The organism is Streptomyces sp. NPDC005805 (assembly GCF_040630445.1).
Lineage (GTDB): Bacteria > Actinomycetota > Actinomycetes > Streptomycetales > Streptomycetaceae > Streptomyces.
The window spans coordinates 24308-40809 of record NZ_JBEXXN010000010.1; the positions used below are offsets into that span (position 1 = coordinate 24308).

General features: G+C 75.2%; 13 protein-coding genes. 8 read left to right on the forward strand and 5 right to left on the reverse strand.

Annotation, left to right across the window (positions count from 1 at the left end; all coding sequences use genetic code 11):
• The first annotated feature begins 39 nt into the window (after positions 1 to 39).
• From ABZ457_RS08180 to ABZ457_RS08195, 4 genes are read left to right on the forward strand one after another with little or no spacing between them, the layout of a single operon-like run.
• The gene (locus ABZ457_RS08180; RefSeq protein WP_359155200.1) at positions 40 to 1317 is read left to right on the forward strand and encodes an MFS transporter; all 1278 of its coding nucleotides are present in this window, start codon (positions 40 to 42) and stop codon (positions 1315 to 1317) included.
• Positions 1314 to 2072, forward strand: a complete 759-nt coding sequence (locus tag ABZ457_RS08185; RefSeq protein WP_359155202.1) for a 5-oxoprolinase subunit PxpA — start codon at positions 1314 to 1316, stop codon at positions 2070 to 2072. Before ABZ457_RS08180 ends, ABZ457_RS08185 begins: the two co-directional genes overlap by 4 nt.
• Positions 2069 to 2734, forward strand: coding sequence for an allophanate hydrolase subunit 1 (locus tag ABZ457_RS08190; protein WP_359155205.1), 666 nt, complete (start codon positions 2069 to 2071; stop codon positions 2732 to 2734). The genes ABZ457_RS08185 and ABZ457_RS08190 overlap by 4 nt, the downstream gene beginning before the upstream one ends.
• Entirely contained in the window at positions 2731 to 3600 is an 870-nt protein-coding gene (locus ABZ457_RS08195; protein WP_359155207.1) for a biotin-dependent carboxyltransferase family protein, read from the forward strand. Before ABZ457_RS08190 ends, ABZ457_RS08195 begins: the two co-directional genes overlap by 4 nt.
• A 101-nt stretch (positions 3601 to 3701) precedes the next feature.
• Here the strand turns inward: ABZ457_RS08195 and ABZ457_RS08200 are convergent, their stop codons facing one another.
• The 4 genes from ABZ457_RS08200 to ABZ457_RS08215 form a co-directional block, all read right to left on the reverse strand.
• Entirely contained in the window at positions 3702 to 7400 is a 3699-nt protein-coding gene (locus ABZ457_RS08200) for a hydantoinase B/oxoprolinase family protein (protein ID WP_359155209.1), read from the reverse strand.
• A gap of 136 nt (positions 7401 to 7536) precedes the next feature.
• Positions 7537 to 8664 carry a glycosyltransferase family 1 protein gene (locus ABZ457_RS08205; RefSeq protein ID WP_359155211.1) on the reverse strand — a complete coding sequence of 376 codons (1128 nt, stop codon included), beginning with the start codon at positions 8662 to 8664 and terminating at the stop codon, positions 7537 to 7539.
• Positions 8665 to 8905: 241 nt separating this feature from the next.
• On the reverse strand, positions 8906 to 10324 hold the full coding sequence (locus tag ABZ457_RS08210) for a HEAT repeat domain-containing protein (RefSeq protein WP_359155214.1): 1419 nt from the start codon (positions 10322 to 10324) through the stop codon (positions 8906 to 8908).
• A gap of 379 nt (positions 10325 to 10703) precedes the next feature.
• A complete protein-coding gene (locus tag ABZ457_RS08215; RefSeq protein ID WP_359155216.1) occupies positions 10704 to 11096 on the reverse strand; it encodes an ankyrin repeat domain-containing protein in 393 nt (130 codons plus the stop codon).
• Between the two features lie 270 nt (positions 11097 to 11366).
• Between ABZ457_RS08215 and ABZ457_RS08220 the strand changes: the two genes are divergently transcribed.
• Positions 11367 to 11561, forward strand: coding sequence for a hypothetical protein (locus tag ABZ457_RS08220; protein WP_018850156.1), 195 nt, complete (start codon positions 11367 to 11369; stop codon positions 11559 to 11561).
• 37 nt (positions 11562 to 11598) lie between these two features.
• Positions 11599 to 13215: a hypothetical protein gene (locus tag ABZ457_RS08225; protein ID WP_359155219.1), complete on the forward strand. Its 1617-nt coding sequence runs from the start codon at positions 11599 to 11601 to the stop codon at positions 13213 to 13215.
• A gap of 151 nt (positions 13216 to 13366) precedes the next feature.
• On the opposite strand, the gene ABZ457_RS08230 is transcribed toward ABZ457_RS08225, so the two are convergent.
• A complete protein-coding gene (locus tag ABZ457_RS08230; RefSeq protein ID WP_359155221.1) occupies positions 13367 to 14866 on the reverse strand; it encodes a PLP-dependent aminotransferase family protein in 1500 nt (499 codons plus the stop codon).
• 101 nt (positions 14867 to 14967) lie between these two features.
• Between ABZ457_RS08230 and ABZ457_RS08235 the strand changes: the two genes are divergently transcribed.
• A complete protein-coding gene (locus ABZ457_RS08235) occupies positions 14968 to 15687 on the forward strand; it encodes a hypothetical protein (RefSeq protein ID WP_359155223.1) in 720 nt (239 codons plus the stop codon).
• Entirely contained in the window at positions 15684 to 16448 is a 765-nt protein-coding gene (locus ABZ457_RS08240) for a glycerophosphodiester phosphodiesterase family protein (protein ID WP_359155225.1), read from the forward strand. Before ABZ457_RS08235 ends, ABZ457_RS08240 begins: the two co-directional genes overlap by 4 nt.
• Positions 16449 to 16502: the final 54 nt, after the last annotated feature.

The window sequence follows — 16502 nt, forward strand, 5'->3', positions numbered from 1 at the left end:
GCACTCCCCGTGCGTCCCTCCCCACCCAGCGAGGTGCAGATGAGTACGACCAAGGCACAGCCGGTCCACGACGAACGCCCCGAGGACACCGGCGCGTTCGCATGGCTCCGCTCGCTCGGCCCGCGGGGCCGCCGGGCCTTCGGCGGCGCGTTCGGCGGGTACGCCCTCGATTCGTACGACTACTTCACCCTGCCGCTGAGCATGGTGGCGATCTCCGCCTACTTCAGCCTGGACAACGGGCAGACGGGCCTGCTCACCACCGTGACGCTGGTCGTCTCCGCGATAGGCGGCGCCCTCGCCGGGATCCTCGCCGACCGGATAGGCCGGGTCAAAGCGCTGCTGATCACGGTCGTCACCTACGCGGTCTTCACCGTGCTCTGCGGTTTCGCGCCCAACTACGAGACCCTGCTGGTCTTCCGCGCCCTCCAGGGGCTCGGCTTCGGCGGTGAGTGGGCGGTCGGGGCGATCCTCGTCGCGGAGTACGCCACCGCCCAGCACCGGGGGCGCACCCTCGGCGCGGTGCAGAGCGCCTGGGCGGCCGGCTGGGCCCTCGCCGTCCTCGTCTACACCCTGGTCTTCCACTTCCTGGACCCGGACACGGCGTGGCGCGTGATGTTCTGGACGGGCGCTCTCCCGGCGCTGCTGATCGTCTACGTGCGGCGGAACGTCAGCGACGCACCGGGCGCCGCCGAGCAGCGTCGCACCAGCGCGCACCGCGGTTCGTTCTCGGCGATCTTCCGCAAGGACCTGCTGCGGGTCACCGTCTTCGCGACCCTGCTCTCCACCGGCGTGCAGGGCGGGTACTACACCCTGGCCACATGGGTGCCGACCTATCTGAAGACCGAGCGCGAGCTGACCGTCGTGGGCACGGGCGGATATCTGGCCTTTCTCATATCCGGCGCCTTCATCGGCTACCTCACCGGCGGGTATCTGACGGACCTGATCGGCCGGAAGAACAACATCCTGCTCTTCGCCGCCCTGTCGGCGGCCGGCATCCTGGCCTACACCAACATCCCGGCCGGGTCGAACTCGCTGCTGCTGGTGCTCGGATTCCCGCTGGGCTTCTGTATGTCGGCCATCTTCAGCGGCTTCGGGTCGTATCTGAGCGAGCTGTACCCGACGGCCGTGCGCGGCACCGGGCAGGGCTTCACCTACAACAGCGGCCGTGCCGTGGGCGCCTTCCTGCCGACGCTGGTGGGCTTCCTCTCCGACAGCTGGGGAGTGGGCGGGGCCCTCGTCCTCGGCGCCGCGGGCTACGGCCTGGCGGCCCTGGCGCTGGCCGGGCTGCCGGAGACCCGCGGAAAGGAACTGCTGTGAGAGCCATCGACCTGAACGCCGACCTCGGCGAGGGGTTCGGCCGCTGGCGGCTCACCGACGACGAGCAACTGCTGTCGGTGGTCACCAGCGCCAATGTCGCCTGCGGCTTCCACGCCGGTGACGCGGTCACCATGCGCCGGGTCTGCGAACTCGCCGTGGCGCACGGGGTACGGATAGGCGCCCAGGTGTCCTATCGCGATCTGGCCGGCTTCGGCCGCCGCGCGATGGACGTCCCGCCGGACGAGCTGGCCGCCGAGATCGCCTATCAGATAGGCGCGTTGGCGGTGTTCGCCCGGGCCGCCGGGTCACGGGTCTCCTATGTGAAGCCGCACGGGGCGCTGTACAACCGGGTCGTGCACGACGAGGAGCAGGCCGCGGCCGTGGTGGCGGGGGTGCTGCTCGCCGGGGAGCAGCTGCCCGTGCTCGGCCTGCCCGGATCGCGGCTCCACGCGGCGGCCGAGAAGGAGCGGCTCGCGGTCGTCCCGGAGGCTTTCGCGGACCGCGGGTACACGGCGGAGGGCACCCTTGTGCCGCGCGGCCGGGACGGCGCGGTGATCAGCGACGCGGCGGCGGTCGTCGAACGCTCGGTGGGCATGGCCCGGTTCGGGGTGGTCACCTCGGTCTGCGGACGGTCCGTGGAGGTGCGTGCCCGGTCCTTGTGCCTGCACGGGGACACCCCCGGGGCGGTGGCCCTCGCCCGGCAGGTCCGCGGCGAGCTGGAGACGGCCGGTGTCGCGGTGGAGGCGTTCGTATGACCGTGCACGGGGCGGCGGCGCCCCCATCCGGCCCGGGCGGGCCCGTGCGCACCCTGCCCGTCGGCGACCGGGCGCTGCTCGTCGAGCTGGCGGGCGCCGCCGAGACGGCCGCCTTCCATGCCGAGGTGCTGCGCCGTCGTGGGGCCGGGCTGCTGCCGCCGGTACGCGAGGTCGTGCCCGCCGCGCGGACCGTCCTCCTGGACGGGGTGGACGATCCCGCCGGGCTCGCCCGCGAGCTGGCCGGCTGGGAGATACCCGACCCGGACCGGGGCACGGCGGGCGTGGTAGAGATACCCGTCCACTACGACGGCCCGGACCTGCCCGAGGTCGCGGAGCTGTGGGGCGTAGGGGTGGACGAGGCGGTGCGCAGGCACACGTCCCTGACGTTCCGTGTGGCGTTCTGCGGGTTCGCTCCCGGCTTCGCCTACCTGACCGGGCTGCCGGCCGGGCTGGCGGTGCCCAGGAGGCCGACCCCGCGCACGGTGGTCCCGGCCGGATCGCTGGCGCTGGCGGGCGAGTTCACGGGCGTGTACCCGCGGTCCTCGCCCGGCGGCTGGCAGTTGATCGGCGCCACGGACACGGTGCTGTGGGACCCGGCGCGGGAGCCCGCGGCCCTGCTGACGCCGGGCACCCGGGTGCGCTTCACGGCGGTGGGCCGGTGACGGACCGGGCTCTCGCCGTGGTGCGGGCGGGTGCGCTGACGACCGTGCAGGACGCGGGCCGTCCGGGCCACGCCCACCTCGGGGTGCCCCGCTCGGGAGCGCTCGACGGCCCCTCGGCCCGGCTGGCGAACCGACTCGTCGGGAACCCGCAGGACGCGGCGGTCCTGGAGACCACGCTCAGCGGCTGCGCGGTCCGGCTGCGGGGGCCCGCGGTGGTCGCCGTCGGCGGTGCGCCGTGCGCGGTGATGGTGGACGGGCGCCCGGCGCCGTGGGGAGCGCCCCTGCGGGTCCCGGCCGGCGCCGTCCTCGCGGTGGGCCCGGCGGTGCGCGGGGTCCGCTCGTACCTGGCGTTCGCCGGTGGCATCGCCGTGGACCCGGTGCTGGGCAGCCGGTCGACGGACCTGCTGTCCGGGCTGGGCCCGGCGCCGCTCACGGACGGCGCGGTGCTGCCGCTCGGCCCGCCGTCCGGTCCCCCGGCCCGGCTCGACGCGCCGGTCCCGTGGCCCGCCCCACCCGCCGAACTGGTCCTGCGGCTGAGGCCGGGCCCGCGCGACGACTGGTTCACCCCGGGCGCGCTACGGACCCTGGCCGGGCCCGGGTACCGGGTGTCCTCGGCGAGCAACCGCATCGGCCTGCGCACGGAGGGGCCCCCGCTGGAGCGGTCCGTTCCGGGTGAACTGCCCAGCGAGGGCATGGTGCTGGGCGCGGTTCAGGTGCCGCCCGACGGCCGCCCCGTGGTCTTCCTCGCCGACCACCCGACGACCGGCGGATACCCGGTGGTGGGAGTGGTCGACGACCGCGACCTCCCGGCGGCGGCCCAGGCCGTCCCGGGGACGCCGGTCCGCTTCGTCCCGGTGCGCCGCTGACGCCACCGGGCCCCGGCCCGCGCCGCCCGCACCCGCGCCCCGCCCGCAGCCGCTCGCGAGCCCCCGGGCCCAGCGGACTCCGGGAGCTCAGGGCTCAGGGCTCAGATCGTCCCGGACGCGGTCGCCCCCGCCCCGTCACCCGGGGGCGGCGGGGTCCCGTAGCCGCCGCCCCCGGGTGTGCTGACGACGAGGACGTCCCCCGGCCCGACCTCCACCGTGTCGACGCCCTCCAGCCGCTCCGTGCGGCCGTCCGCCCTCATCACCCGGTTCTCGCCGAGGGCACCCGGCTCCCCGCCCGCCATCCCGTACGGGGCGACCCTCCGGTGCCCGGTGAGCAGGGTGACGGTCATGGGCTCCAGGAAGCGGATCTCCCGGACGACGCCGTCGCCGCCGTGCCGGTGCCCCCGTCCGCCGCTGCCCGTGCGCAGCCGGAAGGAGTCCACCCGTACCGGATGGCGCCACTCCAGGACCTCCGGGTCGGTGAGCCGGGAGTTGGTCATATGGGTCTGCACCGCGTCCGCGCCGTCGAAGTCCCCGCCTGCCCCCGCCCCGGAAGCGATCGTCTCGTAGTACTGCACCCGGTCGTTGCCGAAGGTGAGGTTGTTCATCGTCCCCGAGCCCTCCGCCTGCACGCCCAGCGCCGCGTAGAGCGCGCCGGTGACCGCCTGGGAGGTCTCCACATTGCCCGCGACGGTCGCGGCCGGATAGACGGGCGCCAGCATCGAGCCCTCCGGGATCCGGACGTCCAGCGGCTCCAGACAGCCGCTGTTGAGCGGGATGTCCTCCCCGACGAGGGTCCGGAAGACATACAGCACGGCGGCCATGACCACCGAGGAGGGGGCGTTGTCGTTCCCCGGCCGCTGGGGCGAGGTGCCCGTGAAGTCGATGACGGCGGACCGCGCCGCCCGGTCCACCCGCACCGCGACCCGGATCACCGCGCCGCCGTCGGTCTCATAGCGGTACTCCCCGTCGCTGAGCCCGGCGACGATCCGCCGGACGGACTCCTCGGCGTTGTCGCGCACGTGCCGCATATATGCCTGGACGACGTCGAGGCCGAACTCCTCCGTGATGCGCCGGAGTTCGGCGATGCCCTTCTCGTTCGCCGCGATCTGGGCACGCAGGTCCGCGAGGTTGGTGTCCGGTGCGCGGGAGGGGTGGCGGGCCGCGGCGAGCAGTTCCCGGGTCTCCTCCTCGCGGAGCCGCCCGTCCCTGACGAGCAGCCAGTTGTCGAAGAGGACCCCCTCCTCCTCCACGGTCCGGCTGAACGCGGGCATGGACCCGGGGGTGATGCCGCCGATCTCCGCGTGGTGCCCGCGCGAGGCGACGAGGAAGCGCAGGGCGTCCCCGTCGAAGACCGGTGTCACCACGGTGACATCCGGCAGATGGGTGCCGCCGTGGTACGGGTCGTTGATCGCGTAGACGTCCCCGGGCCGCATCCGCCCCTCGTTCCGGCGCAGCACCTCCTTGATGGACTCGCCCATGGACCCGAGGTGGACGGGGATATGGGGCGCGTTGGCGATCAGGTTGCCGTCCGCGTCGAAGAGGGCGCAGGAGAAGTCGAGCCGTTCCTTGATGTTGACGGAGTGCGCGGTGTTCTCCAGGCGCACGCCCATCTGTTCGGCGATCGACATGAAGAGATTGTTGAAGACCTCCAGGAGGACGGGGTCGACCTCGGTGCCGGCGGCGGTGCGGCCGGGCCGTGGCTCGGCCCGGTGCAGGATCAGGTGCCCGGCTTCCCCGGCGACCGCGCGCCAGCCCGCGTCGACGACGGTCGTCGCGTCCGCCTCGGCGACGACGGCGGGCCCGGTGAGTTCGTCCCCGGCACGCAGTGCGTCGCGCCGGACGAGGGGCACCGTGCGCGACTCCCCCGCGACATGCATCCGCACCTGCTCGGCCGCGCCACCCGGGACGGGACGGCCCACGCCGTCCGCCCCCCGACCGGCCACGGAGCCCCCTCCCGGCCCCGCCCCCACCACCGGAGAGCCCCTGCCCTCACCCCCGCCCCGCCCCTCGTCCGCCGCCCCGATCGCCTCCACCGACACCGCCTCCACCACCACGGGCTTCTCCGTCGTGAACGCATAGCGGGCGCGGTGCAGTTCCTCGAAGGCCGCGCGCATCCCCGCGGCCCCGCCCAGCGGGACCGGCAGGCTCGCGTCGGTGCCCGCGTAGCGCAGCAGGACCCGCGCCCGGGTGGTGATCGCCTCGTCCGGGACGCCGTCGGCGAGGAGTTCGCCGCGGGTCTCCTCGGCGAGCCGGTCGCACAGTCCGCGCACCCGCCCGGCGCTCTCCTCGTCCAGTTCGGCCTCGACGGACTGCTCCCGCATGGCGGTGGCGTCGGCGAGCCCGATCCCGTACGCGGAGAGGACCCCGGCGAGCGGCGGCACGAGGACTGTGTCCACGCCGAGCGCGTCGGCGACCGCGCAGGCATGCTGCCCGCCCGCGCCGCCGAAGGAGGTGAGGGCGTAGCGGGTGATGTCGTGGCCGCGCTGGACGGAGATCTTCTTGACGGCGTTCGCCATGTTGAGCACCGCGATCTCCAGGAACCCCGCGGCGACGTCCTCGGGGGTGCGCGGGGTGCCGGTCGCGCGGCCGACCTCGGCGGCGAGGTCGGTGAAGCGGGCGCGTACGGTCTCCGCGTCCAGCGGCTGGTCCCCGTCCGGGCCGAACACGGCCGGGAAGTGGCCGGGCTGGACGCGTCCCAGCATCACATTGGCGTCGGTGACGGTGAGCGGGCCGTCGCGCCGGTAGCAGGCGGGCCCGGGGACGGCGCCCGCCGAGTCGGGGCCCACGCGGTAGCGGCGGCCGTCGAAGTGGAGCACGGACCCGCCGCCGGCGGCGACGGTGTGGATGCTCATCATCGGCGCCCGCATCCGCACCCCCGCGACCTGTGTGCCGAGTTCCCGCTCGAACTCGCCCGCGTAGTGCGACACATCGGTGGAGGTGCCGCCCATGTCGAAGCCGACGACCCGCTCGTACCCGGCCCGGGCCGAGGTCCGCGCCATGCCGACCACACCACCGGCCGGCCCGGACAGCACGGCGTCCTTGCCGCGGAAGTGGTCCGCCTCGCGCAGCCCGCCGTTGGACTGCATGAACATCAGCCGGATACCGCGCAGTTCGGCGGCCACCTCGTCGACATAGCGCCGCAGCACGGGGGTGAGATAGGCGTCGACCACGGTGGTGTCGCCCCGGGGGACGAGCTTGATCAGCGGGCTGACCTCGTGCGAGCAGCTCACCTGGGTGAACCCGAGCCGGCCGGCGATCGCGGCGACCCGGCGCTCGTGCCCGGGGTGGCGGTAGCCGTGCACCAGGACGACGGCGGCCGAGGTGAGGCCGTCCGCGCGGGCGGCGGCCAGGCGCTCGACGACGGCGTCCTCGTCGAGCGGGCGGACGGTCCGGCCGTGCGCGTCGACGCGTTCGGGCACCTCGACGACCCGCTCGTGGACGGCCTCCGGCAGCACGATGTGCCGGTCGAAGATCCGGGGCCGGTTCTGGTACGCGATCCGCAGCGCGTCCCGGAAGCCCTCGGTGATCACCAGGACGGTCGGTTCGCCGCGCCGCTCCAGCAGCGCGTTGGTGGCGACGGTGGTCCCCATCCGGACCGAGGCCACCCGGTCCGCGGGCACGGGCGCCCCCTCCGGGACGTCCAGCAGCAGCCGGATTCCCTCGACGGCGGCGTCCCGGCGGCGGCCGGGATCGTGCGACAGCAGCTTGCGGCTCACCAGCCGCCCGTCGGGCCGCCGGCCCACGATGTCGGTGAAGGTGCCACCACGGTCGACCCAGAACTCCCAGCGCCCGGCCATGCCCTCATTCTCCCGCCGCCGGACGGCACCGCACCCTTCGACCGGCCACCGCGGCCCCTCGACCGGACCGTCCGCCCGGCCGCTCGGCCTACCGCACCCTTCGCCCCCGCCGCCCGACCGGCCCGTGGCGGGTGCGTCAGGCCGCCGCCACCGCCGCCCGCGCCCCGACGACCTCGGCGTAGTGGTCCAGGAGCCGGTCGCCGACGACATCCCAGGTACGGCCCTCCACCGCCGCGCGCCCGGCCCGCCCGTACGCGGCGCGCAGCGCGGGGTCGGCGGCCAGGACGGCGACCGCGTCCCGCACCGCCGGGGCGTCGTGCGGCGGGACGAGCAGCCCGGTGCGGCCGTGCTCGACCAGGTCGAGCGGCCCGCCGGCGGCCGGCGCGACGACCGGCACCCCGCTCGCCATGGCCTCCTGGACGGTCTGGCAGAAGGTCTCGTACGGGCCGGTGTGCACGAACACGTCCAGCGAGGCGTGGATCCGAGCCAGCGCCTCGCCCGTGAGCCGGCCCAGGAAGAGGGCGCCGGGGAGGGCGGCGCGCAGGGCCGGACCGGTCGGGCCGTCCCCGACGACGACCAGGCGGACGCCGGGCAGCTCGCAGACCCCGGCGAGGAGTTCGATGTGCTTCTCCTGCGCGAGGCGTCCTATGTAGCCGACGATCGTCTCGCCGCGCCAGGCGATCCCGCTCCGCAGCCGCTCGTCCCGCCGCTGCGGCCGGAAGCGGGCGGTGTCGACGCCCCGGGGCCAGAGGTGGACCCGGTCGACGCCGTGCGCGGTCAGGTCCCGCACGGCGGCCGTGGAGGGCGCCAGGGTGCGGTCGGCGGCCCCGTGCACGGCCCGTATCCGCCGCCAGGCGGCGCTCTCGCCGGTGCCGACGTAGGTACGCGCGTACCCCGCCAGGTCCGTCTGGTAGACGGCGACGGCGGGCAGCCCGAGCCGGGCGGCTGCGGTCATCCCGCGCGCGCCCAGCACGAAGGGGCTCGCCAGGTGGACGAGGTCGGCCCGGTGCGCGGCGACGGCCGCGGTGACCCGGCGGTTGGGCAGGGCGACGCGCACCTGGGGGTAGCCGGGCAGCGGCACGGACGGCACGCGGACGACCGGGCAGGGCGCCTGGGCGTCGGCCCGCCGTGCCCCGTCGGTGTCCGGGGCGACGACGAGGGGTTCGTGACCGCGCTCGGCGAGGTGCCGGGCGGTCTGCAGGGTGCAGTGCGCGACCCCGTTGACGTCGGGAGGGAAGGACTCGGTGACGATGACGACACGCATGTCTCTGTTGTCGTCCCGCCCGGGGTGGTCGCGCCGACGGGGAGCTGTCCGCCTGGGGAACGTCCCATGAGCGTTGCGTGCGCCGCCCGCACCCCAGCCGGTCCGCACCCCAGCCGGTCCGCACCCCAGCCGGTCCGCGCCCCAGCCGGTCCGCGCCCGAGGCCCGCCGCCGGACGCGCGACCGCCCCGCGACCGGCCTGAACCGGAGCGGGGCGGGCCGGGGCGACGGCAGGCCCGCCGGTCACACCATCGGCATGTCCGGACCGAGGCGGCTGCGCACCGCGCTCTGCACCTCGTCCTCCTCCGCCGGGTCGGCGGCGAGGCGGCGCAGGCGTTCGGCGACGCGCACATCGCCGGTCTCGGCGTGCAGGGCGGCGACCTCGCGGGTCGTCTCCTCGCAGTCCCAGAGGCACTCGACGGCGAAGCCGGTGGCGAAGGAGGGGTCGGTGGCGGCGAGCGCCCCGGCCGCACGGCCGCGGAGACGGGAGGAGGTCGTCTCGCGGTAGACGTGGCGCAGGACGGGCGCGGCGCACGCGATGCCGAGGCGCCCGGCACCGTCGACGAGGGTCCACAGCAGGGGGGCGTCGGGGCCGTCGACACGGACGGTCTCCCGCAGGGCGCCGAGCACGAGGGGGGCGTCGGCGGCGGTGCCCCGGCAGGCGAGGACACCGGCGGCGGAGGCCCCGAGGGCGTCGGGCCGGTGCACCCAGCCGCGGGCCCGGTCCACGGCGGCTTCGCCGCACATCCGCTCGAAGGCGGCGACCGCCGCGTCGGCCACGGCGCGGGAGCCGCCCGTCACCGCCTCCTCGACGAGGTCGAGGACGACGGGCTCCTGGGCGTCGGCGAGATAGTGCAGGGCGGCCGAGCGGGCGCCGTCGGTGCCGAGGCGGGCCGCGAGCACGATGTCGGTCAGGTCCTCGGGCCCCGCCACGGCGGCGAGGCAGCGGGCCGCGGGCACATGCCGGGCGGTGCCGCGCTCCAGTCCCTCGTCCGCCCAGTCGAGCACCGCACGCACGCTCCAGCCGGGCCGGGGGCCGGTGGGGCGCAGCTGGCGCTGCCAGCGGTCGAAGGAGCCGGCTTCGCGGGCCGCGCGGATCCGGGCGCCCACGGACTCGCGGGGGTCCTCGGCCCAGAGCCGCCAGGGCCGGGGTTCGAAGGCGTCCCGCACGGCGGTGGCCAGTTCGGCGTCGCCCTCGGGGGTGGCCGGGAAGCGGGCGAGGACGGGTGCGGCGAGGGCGCGCAGTCCGGCGTCGTCGTCGCGGAGGGCGAGTTCGTCGAGGGCCCACTCCCAGTTGGCGCCGTTTGCCGCGTACCGCCGGAGCAGGGCCAGGGCGTCGCCGCGGCCGTAGGCGGCGAGATGGCCGAGGACGGCGAGGGCGAGACCGGTGCGGGTCTCGGCGGTGTCGAGGTGGTCCTCGGCGTCGCACAGGTGGCGCTCGATCTCCTCCAGGGAACCGTGGAGGTCGAGATAGAGGCGTGCGTAGTAGAGGGAGCGGTTCTCGACCTGCCAGTCGTGGCGGGGGTCGTGGACCACGCAGTGGTTGAGCGCCGCGAGCGCTTCGGGTCGGGGGGCGGCGAGCGCGTGCAGGGTGCCGTCGCCGCGGCCCCGCTGCAGCAGGCCGAGCAGGGTGCCGCTCGGCGCTATGACTGGATCGAACATGGGGAGTGAGTGCCTCACATCAAGCTGTCGACGCGACCGGGAAGTGGTGTGCCTACGCCGCGCAGCAGCATGTGGGGCCGCCCGTCGTCCGACGCGTCCTGTGCTCGATGCAAGCCATGGTCCTCTGCCTCTCTTCGGTGCCCTCGGGGGAATTCCCGGATGATGAGGTCCGGGACAGGGCTGACGTCATGATGACCCACCCATTTCGCCACCGCGACCACATTTACGACGCTCCCCCGGTCCCCGGGGGAGCCAAGGGGAAGTGGTGCTTCCGCTGCCTGGTCCGCGGGGGTCCGTCCGGGACCCGTGCGGGCCTCGGCCGGGCCCGGGGTGGGCCCGTGCGGATGCCGGTGGGCGGGCGGAGTGCGCGGCGGCCGCCTCAGCGGCCGTCGAACAGCTCCAGGAGGTCTGCCTTCCCGAACATCCGCGCGGTATCCACGGCGGAGGGCGTTCCGGCCGCCGGATCGGCGCCGCCGGCCAGCAGGGCGCGGATGACGGCGTCCTCGCCCTTGAAGACGGCTCCGGCGAGCGGGGTCTGGCCGCGGTCGTTGGCCCGGTCGGCCTCGGCGCCGCGGGCGAGCAGCGCCTCGACCGCGGCCGCGTGTCCGTGGTAGGCGGCGAGCATGACGAGGGTGTCGCCCTTGTCGTTGGTGAGGTTGGCCGGGACGCCGGCGTCGAGGTAGGCGGCGAGGGTCTCGGTCTCGCCGCGCCGCGCCAGGTCGAAGACCTTGGTCGCCAGCTCGATCACCTCGGAGTCCGGGACTTCGCTCATCGGACGGACCGCCTTTCACCGCGTGGACCTGGGCGCACGGCGACCGGAACCGTGCGAGTGAACCGACAGGGTACTGCCCGGTCCGCGGCCCGCAGGATCGTGCGGAACTGTGCCGGGTCGCGGGGCGGCACGCGCGCCGGTACGCCGCCGCCCGTGGGCCGTTCCGGTGAAAACACCAGGATTTCACCCATTTGCACCCATTGTCGTATAGATACCGTTCGTGAGCATGGAAGAACTGATGGTGAATGTCCCCTCACCCAGGAGAACCCCATGATCCTGTCCATTTCGGGCGTCGTGCTGCTCGGCATCATCGTCTTCCTCTTCTTCCGGAAGGACGGCCTCAAGGCCTCGCACGCGTTCGTCTCCGCGCTCTTCGGCTTCTTCCTCGCGGGTACCGCGATCGCGCCGAGCATCACGGCAGGCACCACGAGCCTCGCCGGGTTGCTGGGCGGGATCAAGTTCTGACCCCCGTAGGACCCGACGAGCACCCCAGGAGACAGATGTGGCCCGGCGACCACTCCCCCGCATTCTGACCAGCGGCAGCGCACCGATCGCCCGCAGCCGCGAGCTGGCGCGCACGGCCGCCGACAGCGCCACGGACGTCCTCCATCCGCTGATCACGGTCGGCCGTGGTCTGCGGAAGCTGGCCGCCACGGCCCGCAGCAAGTGGGCCGCCACCCCGAAGGAACGGCGTGGTCCCACCCTGTTCTTCGTGGCGGCCGGCGTGCTGGTGGTCGCGCTCATCCCGTACGGGCCGCTGATCGCCCTGATCACGGTGATGGGCGCGGCCGCCTGGGCGGGCCGCGTCCGGGTGCCGGTGAAGACCGGTCCCGACGAGGCCGAGATCGCCCGGCTGCGGGCCCTGTACGAGGCCCTTGTCCCGTACTTCTCGGCGGACGGGGACCCGGCGCCGCTCTTCGCCCACGGCGGTGAGTGGAGCAGGGCCTTCAGCCAGTACGCCTTCGACGACGAGGGCCGCGTCAGCCGGCTGCGCGTGACCTACCCGGCGTACTTCACCGACTCCGAGCCCTCGTCCCGGGCCCGGATCGAGAAGCTGCTGCACGCCAAGTCGGGCCGCGGCCGGGAGTACCGCTTCCAGTGGGACGAGGAGGGCAACCAGCTCGACATGAGCGTGCTGCCCGCCCTGTCCACCGCCGTCGCCGCCCAGCACTTCGTCACCTCGCCCGGCGAGACGGTCCTCGGCTTCACCGACGCCGACGCGGTGCCGCGCACCGTTCCCGTCGTCGTCGGCGGGGAGACCGTGCAGGCGCCGCCCGTGGTGTGGCGCACCGGCCCCCGCTCGGGCGAGCCGCATCTGCTCGCGCTCGGGGAGCCCGGCGGCGGCACCACCACCCTGCTGCGGTCCATCGCCCTCCAGGCCCTCCAGCACGGCGACGTACTGATCATCGAGGGCAGCGGGACGGGCGAGTACACCTGCTTCACCGGCCGCCCCGGTGTTGTCGCCGTCGAGTGCGGGCTCGCGGGCGCGCTGTCGAAGCTGGAGTGGGCGGCGCACGAGACGGAGCGCCGGCTGATCGCCGCGAACCGCGCGCGCCAGGCGGGGCAGCCCGCGCCCGAGGACACCCGGCGGCCGCTGTGGATCCTCGTCGACCGGCCCGGCGTCCTCGGCCACCTGGCCGCGGCCGAGGGGCACATGGACCCGCAGGAACTCCTTCAGGTGCCGCTGCGGCACGGCCGCGCGGTGCAGGTCACCGTGGTCGTCGCCGAGCACTTCGACAGCGCCGACGCACTGAGCGAGACGGTGCGCACCCACACCCGAGCACGGGTCGTCCTCGGCCCGGTCGGCGAGGAGCAGGCCGAGGCGGTCCTCGGCGACCGGCCGCCCACCACCCCCACCCCGGACGTCCCCCCGGGCCGGGGTTACGCGCGCCTCGGCACCGGACCGGTGCTGCGGCTCCAGGTCCCGGCGACACCCGACCCGTACGACGACGCGACGGCCGAGGACCCGCGGCAGGCGGTGCTGGCCCTGCTCCCGGCGGACCCCGGCGAGGCCACCGACGACGAGAGGCGGCCGGCGGACGAGCGGCGGGAGGACGACGGGGAGGCCGCCCCGGTCGCCGTCCACAAGCCGGTGGCGGCGGTGCCGGCGGAGGGCTGACCGGCACGACGAGACGGCGACGGCCGGGGTCCGCGGAGTCCGCGGACCCCGGCCGTCGCCGTGCGCGCACCCCGAGGAGCCGGGGCCGCGCCCCGAGGAGCCGGGGCCGCGCCCCGAGGAGCCGGGGCCGCGCCCACGGACCCGACCCGCGTCAGGCCACGAAGGTGCGGGGCGACTCCGCGCCCGTCGACGCCCCGGTGCGCACCAGGCGCGCCGCCGACGCCAGCCGGGCCGCCGCCTCGTCGGCGACCGGGCCGCCGACGGTGAACGGCAGCCGGACGTACCCCTCGAAGGCGCCGTCCACGCCGAAGCGCGGCCCGGAGGGGACGCGGACGCCGACCCGCTCCCCCACCTCCGCGAGCCGCGAGCCGGACAGTCCGCCGGTGCGCACCCACAGGGTCAGCCCGCCCCTCGGGACGGTGAACTCCCAGTCCGGCAGCTCCCGGCGCACGGCGGCGACCAGGGCGTCCCGGTTCTCCCGTGCCTGCTCGCGCCGCACGGCCACCGCGCTGTCCCAGCCGCCGGTGCGCATCAGCCAGTTGACGCCCAGCTGCTCAAGCACGGGTGTGCCCAGGTCCGCGTAGGCACGGGCGGCGACCAGGGAGCGGATCACGTCGGGGGCGGCGCGGACCCAGCCGATCCGCATGCCCGCCCAGAACGCCTTGCTCGCCGAGCCCACGGTGAGGACGGTCGACCCGGCGGGGTCGAAGGCGCAGACCGGGCGGGGCATCTCCACGTCGTCGTCGAGATGCAGCTCGGACATGGTCTCGTCGACGACCAGGACGGTGCCGGCCGAGCGGGCCGCCTCGACCAGGGCGCGGCGCTGGTCCTCGTCGGCGAGCGCGCCGGTCGGGTTGTGGAAGTCCGCGACGACATAGGCGAGGCGGGGGGCCGCCTCGCGCAGCACCTGGCGCCAGCGGGCCAGGTCCCAGCCGCCCAGCCCGTCGGCCATGGCGACGGGGACGAGCCGGGCGCCCGCCTCGCGCATCAACTGGAGGATGTTGGCGTAGGACGGGGACTCGACGGCGATCCGCTCGCCGCGCCCGGCGAAGAGGTGGCAGATGGCGTCGATGGCGCCCATCGCGCCGGTGGTGACCATGATCTGCTCGGGCATGGTCGGGATGCCGCGCTCGGTGTAGCGGTCGGCGAGCATCTGGCGCAGGGCGGGCAGTCCGGCCGGGTAGTCGCCGTGGGTGTGGGCGTACGGGGGCAGTTCCTCCAGGGCACCCTGGAAGCCCCGGGTCAGCCAGGGCTCGGGGGCCGGGAGGGCCGCGCAGCCCAGGTCGATCATGGAGCCGAGGGATTCGGGCGGCAGGGGTTCCAGGCCGCGCGCGGGCAGCGGGTTGCCCGCGGGGACGGCCGTCCAGCTCCCCGCGCCGCGCCGGGACTCCAGGAAGCCCTCGGAGCGCAGGGCCTCGTAGGCGGCGGCGACCGTGGTGCGGCTGACCGAGAGGGAGAGGGCGAGTTCACGTTCGGCGGGCAGCCGGGCGGCGACCGGTACGCGGCCCTCCAGGACGAGCAGCCGGATGCCGTCGGCGAGGGCGCGGTAGGCGGGCGGACGGCGGGTGCCGGGGCCCGCGGGGCGCGGCTGCTGCGAGGAGAGGAGACGGGCGAGCTGAGCCGGCCCCACTGCCGAAGTCCACTGGGACATGGAAGTCAGTCCACCTTCCTCGAATTGGCCATGGTTGACAGAAGTTCCGTAGCCACAGAGTGGCATGGATCGATCCACCGACACCACCAGGGGGTTGTCCCATGTCCACGCCGCCCGCCGGCAGTCCGTCCGCCCCGCCTGCCGGGGACCCGGCCGCGCCCGCCGCCGGCGGGCGCTCCGCGTTCCTCGCCCGGCGCCTCTTCCAGCTCTACGCGGGGCTGGCGCTGTACGGGATCAGCTCGGCGCTGCTGGTGCGGGCCGGGCTCGGGCTGGAGCCGTGGGGCGTGCTGCACCAGGGGCTCTCGGAGCGGACCGGGATCTCCATCGGCGTGGTCTCGATCATCGTGGGCGCGGCGGTGCTGCTGCTGTGGATCCCGATCCGCCAGCGGCCCGGGCTGGGCACGGTGTCCAATGTGTTCGTGGTGGGCCTCGCGATGGACGCGACCCTCGCCCTGGTCCCGGGGGCCGGGGCCCTGGCGATACGGATCCCGCTGCTCGTCGCGGGCGTGGTCCTGAACGGGATGGCCACCGGGCTCTACATCTCGGCCCGCTTCGGGCCGGGGCCGCGCGACGGGCTGATGACCGGGCTGCACCGGCTCACCGGCCGGTCGATCCGGCTGGTGCGGACCGTGCTGGAGATCGCGGTGGTGGCGACGGGCTTCCTGCTCGGCGGCACGGTGGGCGCGGGCACGGTGCTCTACGCCCTGGCGATCGGGCCGCTGGCGCAGTTCTTCCTGCGGGTCTTCGCGGTGCCCGATCCGGCGAAGCGGGGGACCGTGGTCGCCGCCGGCTCACCGGAGCAGGCCATACTGCGGCCGTGACCCCAATACGCCACCCCTATCTCGACCACCCCCGCCCTCTCGCCTTCGCGCACCGCGGCGGCACGGCGGACGGCATCGAGAACACCGCCGCCGCGTTCCGCCGCGCCGCCGACGCCGGCTACCGCTGGTTCGAGACCGATGTGCACACCACCCGCGACGGGCGGCTGGTCGCCTTCCACGACGACACCCTGGACCGGGTGACGGACGCACGCGGCCGGATCGCGGAGCTGCCGTGGAGCGAGGTGAGCCGCGCCCGGGTGGCGGGCCGGGAGCCGCTGCCCCTCTTCGAGGAGCTGCTGGAGGAGTTCCCGGACGCCCGGTGGAACGTCGACCTCAAGGCGGAGTCCGCGCTGGAGCCGCTGATCGGCCTGATCGGGCGGACCGGGGCCTGGGACCGGGTCTGCGTGGGGTCGTTCTCGGAGCGCCGGGTGGCCCGGGCGGCGCGGCTCGCGGGGCCCCGGCTGGCCACCTCGTACGGGGTCGCGGGGGTGGCCGCGCTGCGGCTCGCCTCGTACGGGCTGCCGGTGCCGCTGCGGGCGGGGGCGGTGTGCGCGCAGGTACCCGAGCGGCAGGGCGGGGTGCGGGTGGTGGACCGCCGTTTCGTGCGGGCGGCCCACGCGCGCGGTCTCCAGGTCCATGTGTGGACGGTCAACGACGCGGAGTCGATGGGACGGCTCCTGGACCTTGGCGTGGACGGGATCATGACCGATCATCTTCAGACGTTGCGCACGGTGCTGACCGAACGCGGGCTGTGGGTGTGAGGACCGCGGGTCCGATCTCCCCGGCGCGTCCGCGCACGGGAGACACGAGGGGGC

Bases quoted from the DNA above. Each gene is read 5' to 3' on its own strand.
- ABZ457_RS08230 (WP_359155221.1), bottom strand. From the start codon at position 14,866: ATGTCCCAGTGGACTTCGGCAGTGGGGCCGGCTCAGCTCGCCCGTCTC.
- ABZ457_RS08220 (WP_018850156.1), top strand. From the start codon at position 11,367: ATGATCCTGTCCATTTCGGGCGTCGTGCTGCTCGGCATCATCGTCTTC.
- ABZ457_RS08190 (WP_359155205.1), top strand. From the start codon at position 2,069: ATGACCGTGCACGGGGCGGCGGCGCCCCCATCCGGCCCGGGCGGGCCC.
- ABZ457_RS08215 (WP_359155216.1), bottom strand. From the start codon at position 11,096: ATGAGCGAAGTCCCGGACTCCGAGGTGATCGAGCTGGCGACCAAGGTC.
- ABZ457_RS08180 (WP_359155200.1), top strand. From the start codon at position 40: ATGAGTACGACCAAGGCACAGCCGGTCCACGACGAACGCCCCGAGGAC.
- ABZ457_RS08235 (WP_359155223.1), top strand. From the start codon at position 14,968: ATGTCCACGCCGCCCGCCGGCAGTCCGTCCGCCCCGCCTGCCGGGGAC.
- ABZ457_RS08200 (WP_359155209.1), bottom strand. From the start codon at position 7,400: ATGGCCGGGCGCTGGGAGTTCTGGGTCGACCGTGGTGGCACCTTCACC.
- ABZ457_RS08210 (WP_359155214.1), bottom strand. From the start codon at position 10,324: ATGTTCGATCCAGTCATAGCGCCGAGCGGCACCCTGCTCGGCCTGCTG.
- ABZ457_RS08205 (WP_359155211.1), bottom strand. From the start codon at position 8,664: ATGCGTGTCGTCATCGTCACCGAGTCCTTCCCTCCCGACGTCAACGGG.